The sequence below is a fragment of the Peptoclostridium sp. AF21-18 genome, from assembly GCF_003478825.1.
Classification (GTDB): domain Bacteria; phylum Bacillota; class Clostridia; order Peptostreptococcales; family Peptostreptococcaceae; genus Peptacetobacter.
The window spans coordinates 89481-108276 of the sequence record NZ_QUGE01000003.1 but is presented as its reverse complement, the minus strand read 5'-3'; the positions used below and the strand labels follow the sequence as shown (position 1 = coordinate 108276).

At 31.9% G+C, this 18796-nt stretch carries 18 protein-coding genes and 1 tRNA gene; 1 reads left to right on the top strand and 18 read right to left on the bottom strand.

Features of this window, described 5'->3' with window-relative positions; genetic code table 11:
- Positions 1-129: 129 nt before the first annotated feature.
- The 3 genes from DWX74_RS02820 to DWX74_RS02810 form a co-directional block, all read right to left on the bottom strand.
- Positions 130-1290, bottom strand: a complete 1161-nt coding sequence (locus DWX74_RS02820; RefSeq protein WP_118548621.1) for an ABC transporter substrate-binding protein — start codon at positions 1288-1290, stop codon at positions 130-132.
- 74 nt (positions 1291-1364) lie between these two features.
- Positions 1365-2135 (bottom strand): ABC transporter ATP-binding protein, encoded by a 771-nt coding sequence (locus DWX74_RS02815; RefSeq protein ID WP_118548620.1) that lies wholly within the window; start codon positions 2133-2135, stop codon positions 1365-1367.
- The gene (locus tag DWX74_RS02810; protein WP_118548619.1) at positions 2135-3205 is read right to left on the bottom strand and encodes an ABC transporter permease; all 1071 of its coding nucleotides are present in this window, start codon (positions 3203-3205) and stop codon (positions 2135-2137) included. Before DWX74_RS02810 ends, DWX74_RS02815 begins: the two co-directional genes overlap by 1 nt.
- Before the next feature lie 389 nt (positions 3206-3594).
- Between DWX74_RS02810 and DWX74_RS02805 the strand changes: the two genes are divergently transcribed.
- Positions 3595-3688, top strand: a tRNA-Ser gene (locus DWX74_RS02805).
- 76 nt (positions 3689-3764) lie between these two features.
- Here the strand turns inward: DWX74_RS02805 and hisJ are convergent.
- The 15 genes from hisJ to DWX74_RS02730 all read right to left on the bottom strand — a co-directional run bounded on the left by hisJ (position 3765) and on the right by DWX74_RS02730 (position 18795).
- Positions 3765-4559, bottom strand: coding sequence for a histidinol-phosphatase HisJ (gene hisJ, locus DWX74_RS02800; RefSeq protein WP_118548618.1), 795 nt, complete (start codon positions 4557-4559; stop codon positions 3765-3767).
- Positions 4560-4587: 28 nt separating this feature from the next.
- The gene (locus DWX74_RS02795) at positions 4588-5475 is read right to left on the bottom strand and encodes a methylenetetrahydrofolate reductase (protein ID WP_118548617.1); all 888 of its coding nucleotides are present in this window, start codon (positions 5473-5475) and stop codon (positions 4588-4590) included.
- Positions 5475-6149: a methylenetetrahydrofolate reductase C-terminal domain-containing protein gene (locus DWX74_RS02790; protein WP_118548616.1), complete on the bottom strand. Its 675-nt coding sequence runs from the start codon at positions 6147-6149 to the stop codon at positions 5475-5477. The genes DWX74_RS02795 and DWX74_RS02790 overlap by 1 nt, the downstream gene beginning before the upstream one ends.
- A 162-nt stretch (positions 6150-6311) precedes the next feature.
- On the bottom strand, positions 6312-7169 hold the full coding sequence (locus tag DWX74_RS02785) for a bifunctional 5,10-methylenetetrahydrofolate dehydrogenase/5,10-methenyltetrahydrofolate cyclohydrolase (protein WP_118548615.1): 858 nt from the start codon (positions 7167-7169) through the stop codon (positions 6312-6314).
- A 1-nt stretch (position 7170) separates the two neighbouring features.
- Positions 7171-7803: a cyclodeaminase/cyclohydrolase family protein gene (locus DWX74_RS02780; protein WP_006440696.1), complete on the bottom strand. Its 633-nt coding sequence runs from the start codon at positions 7801-7803 to the stop codon at positions 7171-7173.
- Positions 7804-7998: 195 nt separating this feature from the next.
- Entirely contained in the window at positions 7999-8697 is a 699-nt protein-coding gene (locus tag DWX74_RS02775; protein ID WP_118548614.1) for a TVP38/TMEM64 family protein, read from the bottom strand.
- A gap of 167 nt (positions 8698-8864) precedes the next feature.
- Positions 8865-10547, bottom strand: coding sequence for a biosynthetic-type acetolactate synthase large subunit (ilvB, locus tag DWX74_RS02770; RefSeq protein ID WP_118548613.1), 1683 nt, complete (start codon positions 10545-10547; stop codon positions 8865-8867).
- A gap of 19 nt (positions 10548-10566) precedes the next feature.
- On the bottom strand, positions 10567-12231 hold the full coding sequence (gene ilvD, locus DWX74_RS02765; protein ID WP_118548612.1) for a dihydroxy-acid dehydratase: 1665 nt from the start codon (positions 12229-12231) through the stop codon (positions 10567-10569).
- A gap of 134 nt (positions 12232-12365) precedes the next feature.
- Positions 12366-13382: a ketol-acid reductoisomerase gene (ilvC, locus tag DWX74_RS02760; RefSeq protein WP_118548611.1), complete on the bottom strand. Its 1017-nt coding sequence runs from the start codon at positions 13380-13382 to the stop codon at positions 12366-12368.
- A gap of 64 nt (positions 13383-13446) precedes the next feature.
- Entirely contained in the window at positions 13447-13938 is a 492-nt protein-coding gene (gene ilvN, locus DWX74_RS02755; protein WP_118548610.1) for an acetolactate synthase small subunit, read from the bottom strand.
- A 3-nt stretch (positions 13939-13941) separates the two neighbouring features.
- Positions 13942-14679: a hypothetical protein gene (locus tag DWX74_RS02750; protein WP_118548609.1), complete on the bottom strand. Its 738-nt coding sequence runs from the start codon at positions 14677-14679 to the stop codon at positions 13942-13944.
- Between the two features lie 220 nt (positions 14680-14899).
- The gene (locus DWX74_RS02745) at positions 14900-15418 is read right to left on the bottom strand and encodes a hypothetical protein (RefSeq protein WP_118548608.1); all 519 of its coding nucleotides are present in this window, start codon (positions 15416-15418) and stop codon (positions 14900-14902) included.
- Between the two features lie 20 nt (positions 15419-15438).
- Positions 15439-15948, bottom strand: a complete 510-nt coding sequence (locus tag DWX74_RS02740) for a YcxB family protein (RefSeq protein WP_118548607.1) — start codon at positions 15946-15948, stop codon at positions 15439-15441.
- Positions 15949-16053: 105 nt separating this feature from the next.
- Complete coding sequence (locus DWX74_RS02735; protein WP_118548606.1) at positions 16054-17730, bottom strand: formate--tetrahydrofolate ligase; 1677 nt, start codon at positions 17728-17730, stop codon at positions 16054-16056.
- 159 nt (positions 17731-17889) lie between these two features.
- Entirely contained in the window at positions 17890-18795 is a 906-nt protein-coding gene (locus DWX74_RS02730) for a bifunctional enoyl-CoA hydratase/phosphate acetyltransferase (RefSeq protein ID WP_118548605.1), read from the bottom strand.
- Position 18796: the final 1 nt, after the last annotated feature.

Sequence of the window (18796 nt, the reverse complement as noted above, 5' to 3'; positions counted from 1 at the left end):
CATTATTCCGAAAGTTTTTATTTGTATCTTTATAATATAAAAATAATAAAAAAGGGAGATTTATATCGATAAAGTACCGATATAATATCTCCCTATAGTTTCTATAATGATTTTTTAATCAATTATATATTATTCTTCTCTCTGTTTTATTGTAACTGTAGCATTTTCAGGTTTAACTGGATCACCAACTGTTAATCCTTCTATTTCTGAATCAGGGCAAACATCTTTCCATGCTTTAGCCATTACATCTTCAACAGATAAGTTTTTGTCTTCTATTATTCCTAATCTTAAATAATCTTCAGCTATTTCTTCAAGAGCCTGTTTTGTGAATTCATCAGATAATCCGAAATGTAAAGTATTCCAGAATTCTAACTGATCTTCTTCTTTACCAGTCATTTTATCTGTATCGTACATTATCTGCACTGCATCATTTGGCTGTAAACGAGCAAATTCACCAGCACGTTTTATAGCTTTAACAACATATTTAGCATGAACTGGGTTATCTTTTATAAAGTCATTGTTCATTGCTGTTACACAACAAGCTTCATCCTGGAATTCAGGGCTGTGAGTTATAGAGCATATCATACGCATATCATCTCTATATGTTGAAAGTACAAAGTAATCAGAGAATATAGAAGCATCAACTTCTCCATTTTCCATAGCTGCAACTGTAGCTGCACTATCTTCTATATTTTTGAATTTAACATCTTTAGTTGGGTCTATTCCGTATTCATCTAATAAACGGTAGCTTATATTCTGGTCAGAGTTACCTATACCATCGTGTATAGCTATAGTTTTTCCTCTTAAATCTTCTACTGATTTTATAGGACTATCTTTTGGTACGAATATTGATTTACATCCTATATGTGCACCTGCAACGAATGTCATATTAACACCTTTTGTTACTGGTACAAGCATAGTTGCTATATGGTCAGTTCCCCATAAAGCTTTACCATTACCTACAGTTTCAACAACTGAACTACCCTGAACGTATTTAGCATTGATTCCGTATTCTTTGTAGTATCCAAGCTGTTCAGCTAAGTATTTAGCAGAAACACACTGTCCACCGTTGAATAAGTAGTTTAATTCTGTTCCGAAAGCTGGTTCTTTTTTCATTGCTTCCCAATCTTCTTCTGAAACCGCTTCTGGTTTTTCCATGTTTACATTTGCTTCCTGTTTTGCAGGTTCTTTTGATTCTTCTGTAGCTTCTTTTTTACCACAAGCAACAGTAGAGATCATCATAGCAGAAACTAAAGCTAATGCCATAAATTTTTTAAATCCTTTGTTCATAAAATATATCCTCCTCTAAAAATATATAACCAAATTTAAATGGTTTTTGGTACTAAGTTATAGATTTTGGTAAATTATCTTTTACCTGCGAAATGAAGTTTATTTAATATATCATTTCTATATTTAACGAATTTTTCTGATGCTCTATCTCTAGGATAGCTATCATCTATTTTTATATCTGCAACAACACGTCCTGGATTTGCTTCTAGAACTATTACTCTAGTTCCCATATATATTGCTTCGTCTACATCGTGTGTTACCATTATTGCAAGCTGACCTTTTTCCTGCCACATTCTTATAATCTCGTCCTGCATATTCATACGTGTAAATGCATCAAGTGCTCCTAGTGGTTCGTCAAGAAGTAAAACATCTGGTTCATTTATAAGAGAACGAACTAGAGCAACCCTCTGTGCCATACCTCCTGATAACTGCCCTGGATAATCATCTTTAAATGCTTCAAGTCCGATTACTTTAAGCATACGTTCAACTTTAGGTTCATTTCCTTTTAATTTTCCCTGCATTTTTAAACTAAATGCTATATTATCTTCAACTGTAAGCCATGGGAATAATGTTGGTTTCTGGAATACCATACCTCTTTCTGGAGATGGCTCTAAAACTTCTTTCCCATCCATAGTTACTTTTCCTGTTGTAGGGTTTATAAGACCTGCTATAAGACGAAGAATAGTCGATTTACCACATCCTGATGGCCCAACAAGACTTATAAATTCTCCACTTTTCATTGTTAAATCTACGTTGTTAAGTGCATGAGTTACCTCATCAGTTTCTATCTTTGCGAAACTTTTAGATACTTTTTCTAATTTTAATACTACTTCTTTTTCTGCCATTATTTCACAACTCCATTCTGCCATCTTAATACACGTTTTTTGATTAAATCAAGTATTTTAGTAACAACTGTGAATATGAAACAAATTACAAATAGTGCTGCGAACATCTTGTCGTAACTTGCCCATGATTTAGCCCAAGTCATATACCATCCAAGACCGGCTTCAACCCCCATCATTTCTGCTACCATTATTGCTGTACATGCAGAACTCATCGCCTGTGTACATCCCTGAAGTATAGAAGGCATAGCGTGTGGAATTGCAACTTTAAATACAAGCTGTCTTTCACTCGCACCTAATGTACGTGCTGCTTCAAAGAATGACTTATCTACGTTAGATATACCTGTCATAGATGCAACTGTTACTGCAAACCAAGATCCTAGTGCTATTATAAAAACAGCTCCTCCGAATAATGATGTTGCAACAACCATTATTATAGGTATCCAAGTAGATGTTGGTATTGGTCCTAAGAATTTTATAATAGGGTTTATCCAGTAACGTGCTTTTTCTGAGTATCCACAAGCTATACCAGTTACTAGTCCAAGAGCTACCCCTATTGTGTATCCTAAGAATAATAGTCTTAAAGTATGTAATGTAGACTCTATTAAATATCCTCTATCTATCCATGCTATATTTAATACATAGTTTAGACATGGAACGAAAGGCTGTGTTAATACACCTGTTTTTAGTGTAAGGTAATCGTACATTCCTAATAGTAAGAATAATGCTGAATATAACGGCGCTTTATAACGTATCTTTTCTAAAACCGTTTTATCATTTCTCACATTTTTAATTCCTGCATATGCTAAATATAGTACATATGCACCGATTAATATTATAAGTAATCCCAGATATGTATTTGGATTTTCATTTGGACTGTTATCTGGAATGAACTTGTATTCACAAATAGCTATTATTCCACAAACTACAGGTAAAATCATGATTAATAAATCCAAAGTTTTCTGTAGTTTACTCTTATCTCTTGCTTCTAAGTCTTTTAACTGCTGACGTGTAAGATTTCCTAATTTAGCATCAGCGTTCTTTTTAGAAATTTCTTCATTACTTGCTCCCATAAATCAATTCTCCCTTTCATTTTTTATAATTTTTTCACTTAAAATTTTGACTTACATTTATTTTTCATACTTATTTCTTTCGTTTTTCATATTTATTTCTATAACATTTTACAATATCCCTCAACATTTGTTAAATACTTGTTTTTTATAAGTAAATAAGATTTTTTTATAAAAAATTTTCTGTACATTTATTTTTTCTATAGCAGCATAGATTAAATCTATAATCAAAACTTTATTTACTTTCATTCAAATTTACTTTATTTAACTTTACTTTATTAATTTTATTTTTAAATTCTTAGTTTTAAGACTTATTCACCTTATATATTATATTTCTATACATAAATATATTGACTAATTTAATTTTATAAGGTAGAATATAATAAGTATTTGGAGAAGTACTCAAGAGGCTATAAGAGGAGCCCCTGCTAAGGGTTTAGGCTGGGTAACACCGGTGCGAGGGTTCGAATCCCTCCTTCTCCGCCAGTAAAAAAAGACCTTTTTTCAAAGGTCTTTTTTTTATATCTTTTTATAAAATTTTTTAATATTAATTTTCTCTATTTTATCTAGTAAATTTTTCGTACTCTTCTCTACTCACTATTGTTTCAGCTGTATGTGAATCAGATCCTAAAACAGTTTTTATATCGTATTTATCAGCTAATTCTTTTAAATATCCTGAAACGTATACCTCTCCACAGTATGGCTTTCTAATTCCAGAAACATTTAAATCAAGTTCAAATCCGTTTTCTTTTAATGCTTTCATTATATCCTCTAAAATATCTTGTTCAATATAATCATACTCAAACACCTTGCAGAACTTTCTTATTAGGTTTAGATGCCCAAATCTCTTTGGTTTATACTCTCCTAAATCAGCTTCTATAGCTTTTTTAACAGTTTCATAGTATTTACCATAAAGCTTATCTACTCCTCCAGATAAATCAGCGATTCTTTTAAATTCTTCTGGGCTATAGTCTATACATACAAATTCACCACAAACCTTCATATTATGTACAGAAAGCAAAGCATCATCCAATCTCTTTCCATATTTTTCTAAATTATTTTTTATCTGTTCTTCATATCCTTCAAGATAATCTACTTCAGTACCAACATTTATCTTTATTCTGTCACGATATTTCTTTTTCATTTCCTCAGCTTCATCTAAATACCGTTCAAAAGCTTCAACAGAAGGTGTGCTATCCTGCTCTGGAGAAGGATCTACAAATCCCTCAGGTAATGGAAAATGCTCGGTAAAACTTATTTCATCATATCCGTTTTTTATAGCATTTTCTATGTACATTTCAAAAGAATCACTTGTCCCATGAGGACAATAATGTGAATGTATATGACCATCTTTCATAAAAATCACCTCTATAAAAATATTTTATCTATCTTTCAACTCCAGCCATTTTTATAATTTCAGGAATATTTTTTTCTGCTCCAACAGACATTATATGAACACCGTCACATAATTTTTCTTCTTTTAATTGCTTAATAAACTCTGCTGCTATTTTCATTCCTTCTTCTCTATAATTTTCTTTTCCAACAGATTCCATTCTTTCTATTATATTTTCTGGAACATCCACACCAGGAATATTTCTATTTAAAAATCTAGCCATTCCAGGTGATTTTAATGGAATAACACCTATTAGAACCTTACATTCAAAATTTTTAGTTCTTCTTCTAAATTCTCTAACAGTTTCTATATCAAAAACAGCCTGTGTTTGGAAAAATTTTGCTCCTGCTGCTATTTTCTTTATCATTTTTATAATTTGAATTTCTATAGGAACAAATCCCGGAGATACAGCAGCTCCCATATAAAATTTTGGATGTCCTTTTAATTCATTGTGATTCATATCTCTTCCAAATGAAATATATTCAGCAGCCTTTAATATATTTATACTATCTAGGTCGAATACATTTTTTGCTTGAGGATGATCTCCCTTGCTTGTATGATCTCCCGTTATAGCAAATAAATTTTCTATCCCCAAAATTCCTGCTGATAAAAGCTCTCCCTGTATTGCAATTCTATTTCTATCTCTACCTGTCATCTGTAAAACCGGCTCTATTCCATTATCTTTTAATATTTTACAAGTTACAAGTGATGTAGAGCGTACAACAGCTGATTGAAAATCTGTCACATTTACGGCATCTACTTTTCCTTTTAATACATCTATACACTCCATAATATGAGAAATATCAGTTCCTTTTGGAGGTGCTATTTCACATGTTACAGTAAATTTTCCACTTTCTAGAGAGTCTTTTAATCTACCCATTAGCGTTTCCTCCTATCATTCAATTCCTTCATAGTTATATCTCTTTTTCTATTTAGTTTTGAGTAATCTCTTTCATCTCTGACTTTTAATAAATTTTCAAGTTGGTTTAATCTTTCTAATCTTTTATATATTTTTACCCATGCACATCTATATTCTGGATTTACCTCACATCTTCCATCTTTATCAGCCCCTCCACATGCTCCATTTAACAATCCTTTAGAGCAAGACGTTACTGGACAAATTCCTCCTGTCCAAGCGAGCTGACAATCTCCACATGCTCTACATGCCTCTTCATATCTACCCAACATCTGAACCTCACCAATAAACAGTGTGTCATTTGCTGGATAAACTGGCTTATATTCCATAACTTTTGCTATAGTCTGCGTTCCATCGCCACAAGCCATAGATAAAATAGAGTCTGTGTCTTGAATAATATCCATAAATTCCTCTAAATCTCTTTTAGTTTTTGAAAGTGTGCATGCTGGATCTAAAATCGTAGTTCCTGTTATTACTTTACCTTCCCGCTCAAGAAGCTGCTTCATAGCCTGAACTTGCTCCTCTCCACCACTTTTACAAACTGTCGCACATTTTCCACAGCCGATTATAAATACAGTCTTATCATCTTTTAAAAACTCTTTTATCTCATCAAATGGCTTATTTCCTGAAATAATCATATTTTACAACCCCCTTTTTAAATTATATTTTTTTGTTTTTTAACTTTAATTTTTTATCTATTTAATAATTCTAATATGTTTAATTTTTTTATATATGTCTTTATAAAAAATCAACCTGCGCAAAATACACGCAGGTTTTTATTTTATTATTAAATTTATACATTAAATATTATTTTGTTTTTTACAAGCTCTTATAACATGTTCAGCAAGTACAGATGTAGTGACAGATCCTACACCAGCTGGAACTGGAGTAACCATGTTAGCAATTCCTAAAACAGATTCAGTATCCACATCTCCACATAGATTTCCACATTCATCTACGTTTATACCTACATCTATAACTGTTGCTCCTTCTTTTACATAAGAGTTATCCACCATTTTTGCTCTACCTATAGCTGCAATAAGTACATCAGCTTTTTTAGCCTCATCTGATAAATTTTCTGTCTTAGAATGACATACTGTAACAGTTGCATTTTGTGCCATAAGCATCATAGATACTGGCTTACCAACTATTAAAGATCTTCCTAAAACAACAGCTCTTTTGCCTGATAATTCCACATTATAATATTTTAAAATTTTCATAACTGCTTCAGGAGTACATGGAGCATATCCATCAGTATCTCCTTCAAAAAGTTTAGCTGAATTTATAGGATTAAAACAATCCACATCTTTTTCAGCATCTATAGCATATTTTACTTTGTTTTCATCTATATGTTTAGGAAGTGGTCTTAGACAAAGTATACCGTTTATAGATTTATCATTGTTTAAATCTTCTATAGCATTTATATAATCCTCTTCAGATACGTCTGATTTTAGAATAATATTTTTAACATCTATGCCTATCTTGCCACATCTATTCATAGCTCCTCTTTCATAAGACATATCATCTGGATTTTCTCCTACTCTAACTATAGCTAGACTTGGTTCTATTCCATCATTTTTTAAATTTTTAACTTCTTCTATTAAATTTTCGGTTATATTGTCGGCAACCGGCTTTCCTTTTATTATATTAGTTTCCATACTATTCCTCCATAATTTCTACTACTCTTTCAAAGACTTGATCACATATAGCAATCCCTTCTTCTACTATTTCGTTTACTTCTTTAGAAATCTTGTCGGCGTATTCTCTATCCTTCATAGATTTTGTATTAATCTTTACATTCAGCTTTGATCCAAGTAAACATGCTCTTAAACACTGAACTCCTACCCCTATATCACTTATAACTATTCTAGAAGATTTGTCCACTATATTCTCATGTATTTTTATAGCCTTAAAACAAACTTTTGCTGCTTTATAAGGTATTTCACAAGCTTGTTTTAATACTACTTCCATTCTTTTTGTTTTATATTCTCTTTCTTCTTCTGTCGATGTTGGCAAACCATAAGTCTGAGATAGTGGCATAAAGCACTCTGCATCTCTATCAACCATTGATAATAGTTCTGCTTCTATTTCTTTTGCCTCTTTTAATAGCTCTTTTATCTCTTCTTCATATTCTGCGTATTTTTTCTTACCTATTGTAAGATTTGCCACCATATTTCCAAGTGCCACACCTATCGCTCCGACAAAAGCAGCAGCGCCACCCCCACCAGGAACTGGCTCTCTTGAAGAAAGAACTTCTATAAATTCTACGCAGCTTTTATCTACTATATTCAATAATCAGCACCTCTTTTCTTTCTCAATTTTCTAACTTTTTAATCTTGTATTCTATTATATCAATTTAGACACTATACTTAAATATTTTTTATATAAATTTATAATTTTTTCATTTTAATGTTATTTTTCAAAAATAAAAACACCAAGCTAAAAAATATAACTTGGTGTCCTTTTAAATGTATTATTACTTTAGTATTATGCATTTGATTTATTTTTTTTATCGTTATATATTTTCTTAAACATATATATAGCAACTGTAAGAGCAAATAATATCATTAGCCCTGTTACAAATAATTTTGCTCCACCAGTAAGCATTCCACCTACATAAGAGTAAACTATTGTCGCTGGCAACTGACCTAATCCAGTAGCTATAAAGAAATGCATAAATTTCATTGAAGTAAGACCTGCTGCATAACTTACTATGTCAAATGACATAAATGGAAGTAATCTACAAACTAATATAGTATATTTCCCATATTTATCAAAGAATTCGTCTATACTGTTTATAGCCATTTTACTAGTAAGCTTTTCAACAACATCTCTTCCTAAGAATTTAGCTATAAAGAAGCATAGCGCTGCTCCTGCCATTGCACTTGACCAAGATAGTATAGCTCCCCATACCCAACCAAATAACGCTGCATTTGCAAATGTTATTAAAAATGCTGGAAGTGGTGCAGCTACTGATTGAAGTAGCATAAGTAAGAATGAAATTATTGGAGCCCAAATTCCAAATGAAAGTATGTATTGTTTTATAGATTCTAAGTCTAAGCTAGATAAGTAAAATACCATCTGATTTACAAATGTTTTTACTGGAGTTACAAAAAAGTAGATTGCAAATACTATTAAAACCGCACCTACTCTTGTGATTAGTTTTTTCTGATTTTCTTTAGTCATTTATATATTCCCTTCTACATATAAATTTTTTAATCTTGTTCTATACCTTTAATAATACTATAGTAATTATATTTTGGTTTATACATTTTGTCTATGGTATATATAAGTATTATTTATATTATCTATGATATATATTTTTTTAATTTAATTGTAGAATGAAATTAATTCTATAAATCATCTTGGTCAAAAGTATCTTTAAGACTTTTGCCAGGAGCAACCATAGGAAATACTTTATCATCTTCCTGTATCATACATTCAATAACAAAAGGACCGTTATATGAATCTGCTTCTAAAAGTGCTTTTTCTAATTCGTCCATTCTTGTCACTCTTACTGCTTTACATCCTAGTCCTTCTGCAACCTTACAAAAATCAACCTGATCATCAAGAACTGTATCTGAATATCTTCCCTCATAGAAAAATGTCTGCCACTGTCTAACCATACCAAGAACCTTATTATTAAGTATAACTTGTATTATCGGAACGTTGTATCTTGAAGCTGTTGCAAGCTCATTCATGTTCATTCTAAAGCATCCATCTCCAGCTATATTTATAACTCTTGATTTTGGATTTCCATATTTTGCACCTATAGCTGCACCCAAACCATATCCCATTGTTCCAAGTCCGCCACTACTTACAAACTGTCTTGGATTTTTATAATGGAAGTACTGTGCAGCCCACATCTGATTTTGTCCAACTTCTGTACATATTATTGTATTATCATCAAAGCACTCTTCTATTTTTTCTATTACATATGGGCCTGTAAGCACATTTTTATTATATTTCATTGGATATTTATCTTTAAGATTTTCTATTTCTTCCATCCATTCTTTATGTTCTTGTTTTTTTAACATAAGATTTAGCTTTTTAAGTATATATTTTGCATCTCCTGTTATTCCAAGATCTACAAGTATATTTTTATTTATTTCTGCCTCATCTATATCTATATGTATTATTTTTGCTTTAGATGCAAATCTCGCTGAATTTCCAATTACTCTATCACTAAATCTAGTTCCTATAGCTATTAGAAGATCACATTCTGCTACTCCAAGGTTACTAGCCTTTGTACCATGCATCCCTAACATGCCTGTGTATCTTCTACTTTTTCCATCAAAAGCACCTTTTCCCATAAGCGAATCTGTAACAGGTGCATCTATAAGTTCTACAAATTTTTTAAGCTCATCAGATGCATTAGACGATTTTATACCACCGCCAACAAATACAAATGGCTTTTTACTTTCTTCTATAAGTTTAACTGCCTCTTCAAGATTTTCTTGATAGTTTTCTTCATTATATAATAGTAAATTATTTGAATTTGTATCTATCTCTTTTTTTTCGTATTCTCCATATCCCGCTGTTACATCTTTAGTTATATCTATAACTACAGGCCCAGGTCTTCCCTCTCTAGCTATTTTAAAGGCTTTTCTTATTGCAGGAGCAAGGTCTTCAATTTTTTTTACTATGAAGTTATGCTTTGTTATTGGCATTGTAATTCCTGTAATATCTATTTCTTGAAAACTGTCTTTTCCAAGAAATGAAAGTCCAACATTTACAGTTATTGCAACAATAGGAACTGAATCCATAAATGCAGTTGCAATTCCTGTTACAAGATTTGTCGCACCAGGACCACTTGTAGCCATACAAACTCCTACTTTTCCAGTAGATTTCGCATATCCATCAGCTGCATGAGATGCCCCCTGTTCATGAGATGTAAGTATTGACTGTATTTTATCCTTATATTTATATAAACTATCATATATTTCAAGTATTGCCCCTCCAGGATAACCAAATACTGTCTCAACTCCCTGTTCTAAAAGGCATTCCATTACCATATCTGCTCCTTTAAGCCTCATATATTTTCACCATCCTCTTTTATTTTACTTTAAGGACTGCACCAGTATTTGCTGAAGTAACCATTGAAGCGTATTTTTTTAGATAACCGCTCACATTCTGAGTTTTTGGTACAAATCCATTTCTTCTTTCTTCAAGTTCCTCATCTGAAACAAGAAGCTCTATACTATTATTTTCTATATCTATATCTATCATATCTCCGTCTTTTACAAATGCTATTGTTCCACCAAGTGCTGCCTCTGGTGATACATGTCCTATAGATGCACCTCTTGTAGCTCCAGAAAATCTTCCGTCAGTTATAAGAGCTACATCTTTATCAAGTCCCATACCAGCTATTTCTGATGTAGGAGAAAGCATTTCTCTCATTCCTGGACCTCCTTTTGGTCCTTCATATCTTATTACTACAACATCACCAGCTTTGATTTTTCCTGCTCTTATAGCTTCTATTGCTCTTTCCTCACCATCAAATACTCTTGCTGATCCTTTATGTTTCATCATTTCTGGCGCAACCGCTGATTTTTTTACAACACAGCTATCTGGAGCAAGATTTCCTTTTAATACAGCTATTCCACCTGTTTTACTGTACGGATTTTCAACTGGTCTTATTACACTTGTATCAAGATTTTCACATCCTTTTATATTTTCTCCAACACTAAATCCTGTAACTGTCATACATTCCTTATCTAATATTCCTAGCTTATCAAGCTCATTCATTACCGCATATACTCCACCAGCTTCATTAAGATCCTCCATAAAAGTATCTCCTGCTGGGGCAAGATGACAAAGGTTAGGAGTTTTCCGACTTATTTCGTTTGCTATTTCAAGATTAAGATCAACTCCTGCTTCATATGCTATTGCCGGAAGATGAAGCATTGAGTTTGTAGAACATCCAAGTGCCATATCAACAGCCATTGCATTCCTAAACGCACTTTCTGTCATTATATCTGAAGGTTTTATATCTTTTTCAACAAGCTCCATTATTTTCATACCAGCATGTTTTGCTAGTCTTATTCTTTCACTATAAACTGCTGGTATTGTTCCATTTCCTTTAAGTCCCATTCCAAGAGCTTCTGTTAAGCAATTCATTGAATTTGCGGTATACATACCTGAACAAGAGCCACATGTAGGACAAGCTTTTTCTTCAAATTCTTTTAATTTATCCATGCTCATTTTTCCTGCATTGTACTCACCTACAGCCTCAAAAAGTGTTGATAGACAAGTTTTCTTTCCATCAAGTTTTCTTCCTGCAAGCATTGGACCCCCACTTACAAATACTGTTGGTATATCTAGTCTTGCTGCTGCCATAAGAAGTCCAGGAACATTTTTATCACAGTTTGGAATCATTACAAGTCCGTCAAATTGATGTGCTCTTGCAAGACACTCAGTACTATCACATACTAGTTCTCTTGTAACAAGTGAATATCTCATTCCTGTATGATTCATAGCTATTCCGTCACATACCGCTATTGCAGGAACTTCAACCGGTGTTCCACCTGCCATATATATACCTTTTTTAACAGCCTCGGCTATTTTATCAAGATTCATGTGTCCTGGAACTATTTCATTATATGAATTAACTACACCTATTATCGGTCTATTAAGTTCTTCCTCTGTCATGCCAAGTGCGTTGAAAAGAGATCTATGAGGAGCTCTTTCCACTCCTTTTTTCACATTATTACTTTTCATATTTTCCTCCTATATTCTTACATCTATAAGGCTAATAATTTTTTAATCATTGCTTTTACCCCTATAAAAGATACTTATTATTTTTATTATTCAGGCAGAAATACATTTTAGTCTGCCTAAATAATATATATTAATTAGTTGTTTATTAATTTATCTTCATCTGACCAACTGTATAATTTTCTTATTTCTTTACCTACTTTTTCAGAACCATGTTCTGCCGCAAGTTTTCTCATTGCTTTGAAATGAGCCTGTCCACCAGCTTCTGACATTTCAAGAAGGAATTCTCTTGCAAAACTTCCATCCTGTATATCTTTTAATATTTTTTTCATAGAAGCTTTTGTTTCATCTGTTATTATTTTAGGACCAGTTACATAATCTCCATACTCAGCTGTATTAGATATTGAATATCTCATTCCCTCAAATCCTGACTGGTATATAAGGTCAACTATTAATTTCATTTCATGCACACATTCAAAATATGCATTTTCAGGGTCATATCCTGCTTCTACTAAAGTGTCATATCCTGCCTGCATTAGTGCACATATACCTCCACATAATACGGCCTGTTCTCCAAATAAATCTGTTTCTGTTTCTGTTTTAAATGTTGTTTCAAGAAGTCCTGCTCTTGCTCCACCTATAGCAGCTCCATATGCAAGTGCTAAATCTTTTGCATTTCCTGTAGCATCCTGTTCAACAGCTACAAGACAAGGAGTTCCTTTACCTGTACAATATTCACTTCTTACAGTATGTCCTGGTGCTTTTGGTGCTATCATAGTAACATCTACACCTTCTGGAGGAACTATCTGTCCAAAATGTATATTAAATCCATGGGCAAACATAAGCATATTTCCTTTTTCAAGATTTGGTTCTATTTCATTTTTATAAAGTTTTGCCTGTAATTCATCATTTATAAGTATCATAACTATATCGGCTTTTTTAGCTGCTTCAGCAGATGTATATACTTCAAATCCCTGTTCTTCAGCTTTTTTCCATGATTTAGATCCTTCATAAAGACCAACTATTACTTTAACACCGCTATCTCTAAGATTTAATGCATGTGCGTGCCCCTGTGAACCATACCCTATTATTGCTACTGTTTTTCCTTCTAATAATTTCTGATTACATTCTTCCATATAATATATTTTTGCCATTTTCCTATCTCCTTTTTATCATTTATTGTTTTTTATTTATTTTATTTTTATTTATTTATTAATTTTAATTCCGGTATTCGCATCCTCTTTTGATTGCCGATAAACCTGTTCTCACTATTTCCATAATTTCGAATTCTTTGAGAAGTTCTATAAATCCATCTATTTTAACGCTATCACCAGTAGCTTCTACAACCATAGAGTCTTTTGATACATCTACCACTTTTGCTCTAAATATTTTAGCTACAGCAGATACTGCCTCTCTTTTAGTACAATCTGCTTTTATCTTTATCATAACAAGTTCTCTTAAAACAGATTTTTCAGGTTCAAGAATATCTACTTCTAAAATATCCTCTAGTTTTTTTACTTGTTTTTTTATCTGTTCAAGAGTTTGTGGCTCACCTTGAGCAACAACAGTAAGTCTTGATAAACCTTTATTTTCAGCTATCCCCGCCGATATGCTAAGAATACTATATCCTCTTCGTGCAAATAATCCACTGATTCTTGTAAGAACACCTGCATCATCCCTTGCCAGTATAGATAAAACTAGTTTTCTCATATCCTACCCTTCTTTCTTTAATATTCTGAATATTGAATTTAAATACTGTATACATCTTAAAATATACAGTATATCCCACTTTTTTATAAAAAAATAAAATTGCTTCCACTCTATCAGCATATTTAATACATGCCAATTCAGTAGAAGCAACTTCTCATTATCTGTAATTACGTGAATAAAATCATCCACAATAATTCCATCTACTTTTTTTAAATTTCTGTACATCAATTTCCTATACATCCATTCAGTATGATTTATATAAATATCAAGTGCATTTTCTATAAACATCGAGTTCAGATTTTTTATCAGTTTACTGTTTTTATCCTCTCCCAATGTATCATTAAGCACCTCATATACATCTATTGCATAATCGATTTTTTTACTCGCAAAACTATATGGTAAATCATCATTGATTACCACACCATCATTTTTATTTGACAGAGTTTTCACAAGTTCAATCTTCTCTACTGCTTTTTTAATTTCATATTTACTTTTATTGAAAACTATCTCTTTCTGACGTATTGCTATTGAATTACATATGTAAATTATAGCTATACCTGAAATTATTATTGAATCAAAAATTCTTATTATTATACAAGCTCTTTCCTGTATGACAATGTTAATTATTGATTCCTTTGGTATGAGATTATCCTCAATAATTAGTCCTGAAATTTCATGATCCGCACAAGTACGGTTTTCTATTTTTATTATGTCTATTATGTTGTACTTGCGCTGTTTCATTTCCTTTACCTCCCTTTTTCTTAGTATAATGTATACTTATTTTTATAATTTTATATCTAACCTTTTTTTAATGGCGCATTTTTTTCTTGCTTTATATAATATCTTTTTCCGAAAATTTAGTCAACACTTTTTTCTGTAAAATTTAAATTTTCTGATAAAAAATTGTTTTTCTATTAATGAAAAAATTATTAAAATATAAAAAAATAGAGGCTTATTGCCCCTATTTCATTCCTCTTGCTGCATATATTAAATCTTCTACCGTTTCAAAATCTCCATATGTGAAGCCATCTTTTTTAAATGTAACCGCATAATCTTTATTAAAAACTAAAACTACTACATTCTGTCCTCTTCCCATCTTCTGTATCTTTCTATATTTTAATTCTGATTTTAATCCATTCTGATTATTTAATACTAAGTGATCTTTATAAAAGTCTATTTTTAATTTTATCTTGTCAGTACCATTTTCTTCTACAACTTTTTTAAAACTTTTTGATCCAAGTACGTTATAAGATATGAATAATTCCCATATAAGCATAACAAGTCCAAATATCGCAAATGCTAGTCCGTATGCAATAGCTCCTGTAAATGCACCATATCCACCTACAACAACTAATATTAAACTCAATATTATACTTACTGTTTTTATTTTTCTATTTGTAGAAAGTTTTACTGATTCTACATAATCTTCTTTTGTTATATAGCTAGTATTTCTAGCTTTTATTATTTCTGATTTTGCCAATTTTCAATCCTCCGTTATAACTATTTAACCTCATTATTATTAATTATAGGGATTAGTAAATCTTTTAAATCCTGCACTGTTCCCTCTTTAAATCCATCTTTTTTGATTATCATAACTACATCATTTCCTAGGATTATTACTAATTTATCCTTAGTTTCTCTCATCATATGCATATCAGCATATTTTAACTTTATCATCTTTGATCCACTTGTTATCATTTCTGCATGGTTATTAAAAAAGTTTACATTCTGAACCATTTCTTTACCACCTTGAGCCTGTAATTTAGCTCTATACTGGCGTTTACCCATTTTAACTGGTAGATAATAGAATCTCCAAATAAGTATCCCTATTGCAAGAAGTATAGAAGCTATTGCTGCAAAAGTTTTACCTTTATTTATTCCGTAAAATCCCATAGCTATTCCAAAGACACCAAAGAATAAACTCATTATAGAATAAAATTTTGGTATTCCAAATTTCATAACCTCTATCATATCTTTTTCGCTTATTTCATTTCTAGTTTTGATCGTCATGTTTTCACCTCTTTTTGCGTAGTATAGTATATTATAACATAAAAAATCCCCGAATTTTAAAAAATCCGGGGATTCTATTAAACAATCTACAAATCAAATTTTAAATTAGAATAGTCCTGATATTACTCCGTTTTCATCAACATCTATTCTTTCCGCTGCTGGAACTTTTGGAAGTCCTGGCATCTTCATTATAGCACCAGTAAGTGCTACTATGAATCCTGCACCAGCTGATACAGTTAAATCTCTAACTGTTATTCTGAAGCCTTCTGGTCTACCAAGTTTAGTCTGGTCATCAGTTAATGAGTACTGAGTTTTTGCCATACATATTGGTAATTTGTTGAATCCTAATCTTTCAAATTTAGCTATTTCTTTTTCAGCTTCTTTAGTGAAATCTACACCATCAGCTCCGTATATTTTAGTTGCTATTGCATTTATTTTTTCTTTTATTGATAGATCTTCTTCATAGCAGAACTGGAAGTTATTTTCTTCTTCGTCTATTAATCTTAAAACTTCTTTAGCTACTTCGATTCCACCTTCTCCACCTTTTGCCCAAACTTCAGATAATGCAACATTTACACCTAATTCTTTACATTTATCTTCTACTAATTTAAGCTCAGCTTCTGTATCCATTGGGAATCTATTTATAGCAACAACTGCTGGTAATCCAAATACTTTAGTTATGTTTTCTACGTGTTTTAATAAGTTTGGAAGACCTTTTTCAAGTGCTTCTAAGTTTTCTTCATTTAACTGATCTTTAGCTACACCACCGTTGTATTTTAATGCTCTTATTGTAGCAACTATTATAACTGCATCTGGTTTTAAGTCAGCCATTCTACATTTTATATCTATGAATTTTTCAGCACCTAGGTCAGCACCAAATCCTGCTTCAGTTAATACATAATCTGAGAAATGCATAGCCATTTTTGTAGCTATAACAGAGTTACATCCATGAGCTATATTAGCAAATGGTCCACCATGTACAAATGCTGGTGTTCCTTCTAATGTCTGAACTAAGTTTGGTTTTAATGCGTCTTTTAATAATGCAGCCATAGCTCCATTAGCTTTTAATTCTCTAGCTGTTACAGGCTGTCCATCGTAGTTGTAAGCAACTATTATGTCACCTAATCTTTCTTTTAAGTCAGCTATATCATTTGCTAAACAGAAAGCAGCCATTACTTCTGAAGCAACTGTTATATCGAATCCGTCTTCTCTTGTTACACCGTCTACTCTTCTTCCTAATCCGTCTACAACATTTCTAAGCTGTCTGTCGTTCATGTCCACACATCTTCTCCAAGTTATGCTTCTTGTATCTATGTTAAGAGCATTTCCCTGATGTATGTGGTTATCAAGCATAGCAGCTAATAAGTTGTTTGCTGCTCCTATTGCGTGGAAGTCACCTGTGAAATGAAGGTTTATATCTTCCATTGGCACTACCTGTGCATATCCTCCACCTGCAGCTCCACCTTTTATACCGAAAACTGGTCCTAGTGATGGTTCTCTAAGAGCAACTAATGCATTTTTTCCTAATCTTGAGAATGCATCTGCAACACCTATTGTTGTAGTTGTTTTACCTTCTCCTGCTGGAGTAGGGTTTATTGCTGTTGCAAGTATTAATTTAGCTTTTTTCCCTGTATCTTTTTTTAATAAGTTGTAGTCAACTTTTGCTTTATATTTTCCGTAAAGTTCTATATCGTCTTCTGAAAGACCAACTTTTTTAGCAACCTCTCTTATGTCTAAAGGTTTAGCTTCCTGTGCTATTTCGATATCAGATTTGAATCCCATGTTAATTCCCTCCAACTAATAATTTTGATTTTATAGATAAAAATATTTTTTTACGTTCCTATATTTAGATTATATTCAAAAACACGAATAATTTCAAGTATTTTTTCAAAATCATTCTTGTTATTATGTTTTTAATATTATTTAATAGTCGTTGTAGTTCTATTTTGTAGCTATAGCTCCATATGCTATAGAATATAATTTAGACTCATGTGTATCAGCCCTTGAAACTAGTACAACTGGAGCCTTTGCACCCATAATTATACCAGCAGACTTAGCATTTGCCATATATGTAAGCGCTTTACCTATCCCATTACCTGTTTCTATAGTTGGAACAAGTAAAATATCAGCATCTCCACCTACTTCACTCTCATATCCTTTTATTTTACATGCTTCTTCAGAAACAGCTAAATCAAATGCTATTGGTCCTTCAACAACAACCCCTTTTCCGAACATTCCATCCTTACACATAGATTTCAGTTCGTCTGCATCTAATGTAGCTTGCATTTTTGGATTTACTTTTTCCTTAGCTGCTAAACAAGCAACTTTTACAGTATCTATGCCTAGAGATTTTGCAGCTTTTATAGCATTATCTGCTATCTTCTTTTTCTGAGATACATCTGGATCTATATTCATTCCACCATCAGTAAGAATTAAAAGTTTGTGGTATGATGGTACCTCATAAATCATAACATGACTTAGTAAACTATCAGTTCTAAGTCCATATTCTTTATTCAATACTTCTTTTAATATTATAGAAGTATCTAGTAATCCTTTCATAACATAGTCAGCTTTACCAGATGATACTAATTTTACAGCCTTTTCAGCACACAGTTTTAAATCACTCTCATCGATAACTTCTACATTATCTAAATTAAAATTGATTTCACTAGCTATTTTTCTAATCTTATCTTCTTCCCCAATAAGAATAGCTTTTATAATATCCATTTCACAAGCGTCTTTAACAGCTAGTAATACTTCTTCGTCATGTGCAGCTGCAACAGAAAGAACAGCTTTTTTATCACACGATTTTAGCTCATTAAAAATATCGTCTAATTTTTTTATCATC

Bases quoted from the DNA above. Each gene is read 5' to 3' on its own strand.
- DWX74_RS02820 (WP_118548621.1), bottom strand. From the start codon at position 1,290: ATGAACAAAGGATTTAAAAAATTTATGGCATTAGCTTTAGTTTCTGCT.
- DWX74_RS02815 (WP_118548620.1), bottom strand. From the start codon at position 2,135: ATGGCAGAAAAAGAAGTAGTATTAAAATTAGAAAAAGTATCTAAAAGT.
- DWX74_RS02810 (WP_118548619.1), bottom strand. From the start codon at position 3,205: ATGGGAGCAAGTAATGAAGAAATTTCTAAAAAGAACGCTGATGCTAAA.
- hisJ (WP_118548618.1), bottom strand. From the start codon at position 4,559: ATGAAAGATGGTCATATACATTCACATTATTGTCCTCATGGGACAAGT.
- DWX74_RS02795 (WP_118548617.1), bottom strand. From the start codon at position 5,475: ATGGGTAGATTAAAAGACTCTCTAGAAAGTGGAAAATTTACTGTAACA.
- DWX74_RS02790 (WP_118548616.1), bottom strand. From the start codon at position 6,149: ATGATTATTTCAGGAAATAAGCCATTTGATGAGATAAAAGAGTTTTTA.
- DWX74_RS02785 (WP_118548615.1), bottom strand. From the start codon at position 7,169: ATGGAAACTAATATAATAAAAGGAAAGCCGGTTGCCGACAATATAACC.
- DWX74_RS02775 (WP_118548614.1), bottom strand. From the start codon at position 8,697: ATGACTAAAGAAAATCAGAAAAAACTAATCACAAGAGTAGGTGCGGTT.
- ilvB (WP_118548613.1), bottom strand. From the start codon at position 10,547: ATGAGGCTTAAAGGAGCAGATATGGTAATGGAATGCCTTTTAGAACAG.
- ilvD (WP_118548612.1), bottom strand. From the start codon at position 12,231: ATGAAAAGTAATAATGTGAAAAAAGGAGTGGAAAGAGCTCCTCATAGA.
- ilvC (WP_118548611.1), bottom strand. From the start codon at position 13,382: ATGGCAAAAATATATTATATGGAAGAATGTAATCAGAAATTATTAGAA.
- ilvN (WP_118548610.1), bottom strand. From the start codon at position 13,938: ATGAGAAAACTAGTTTTATCTATACTGGCAAGGGATGATGCAGGTGTT.
- DWX74_RS02750 (WP_118548609.1), bottom strand. From the start codon at position 14,679: ATGAAACAGCGCAAGTACAACATAATAGACATAATAAAAATAGAAAAC.
- DWX74_RS02740 (WP_118548607.1), bottom strand. From the start codon at position 15,948: ATGACGATCAAAACTAGAAATGAAATAAGCGAAAAAGATATGATAGAG.
- DWX74_RS02735 (WP_118548606.1), bottom strand. From the start codon at position 17,730: ATGGGATTCAAATCTGATATCGAAATAGCACAGGAAGCTAAACCTTTA.
- DWX74_RS02730 (WP_118548605.1), bottom strand. From the start codon at position 18,795: ATGATAAAAAAATTAGACGATATTTTTAATGAGCTAAAATCGTGTGAT.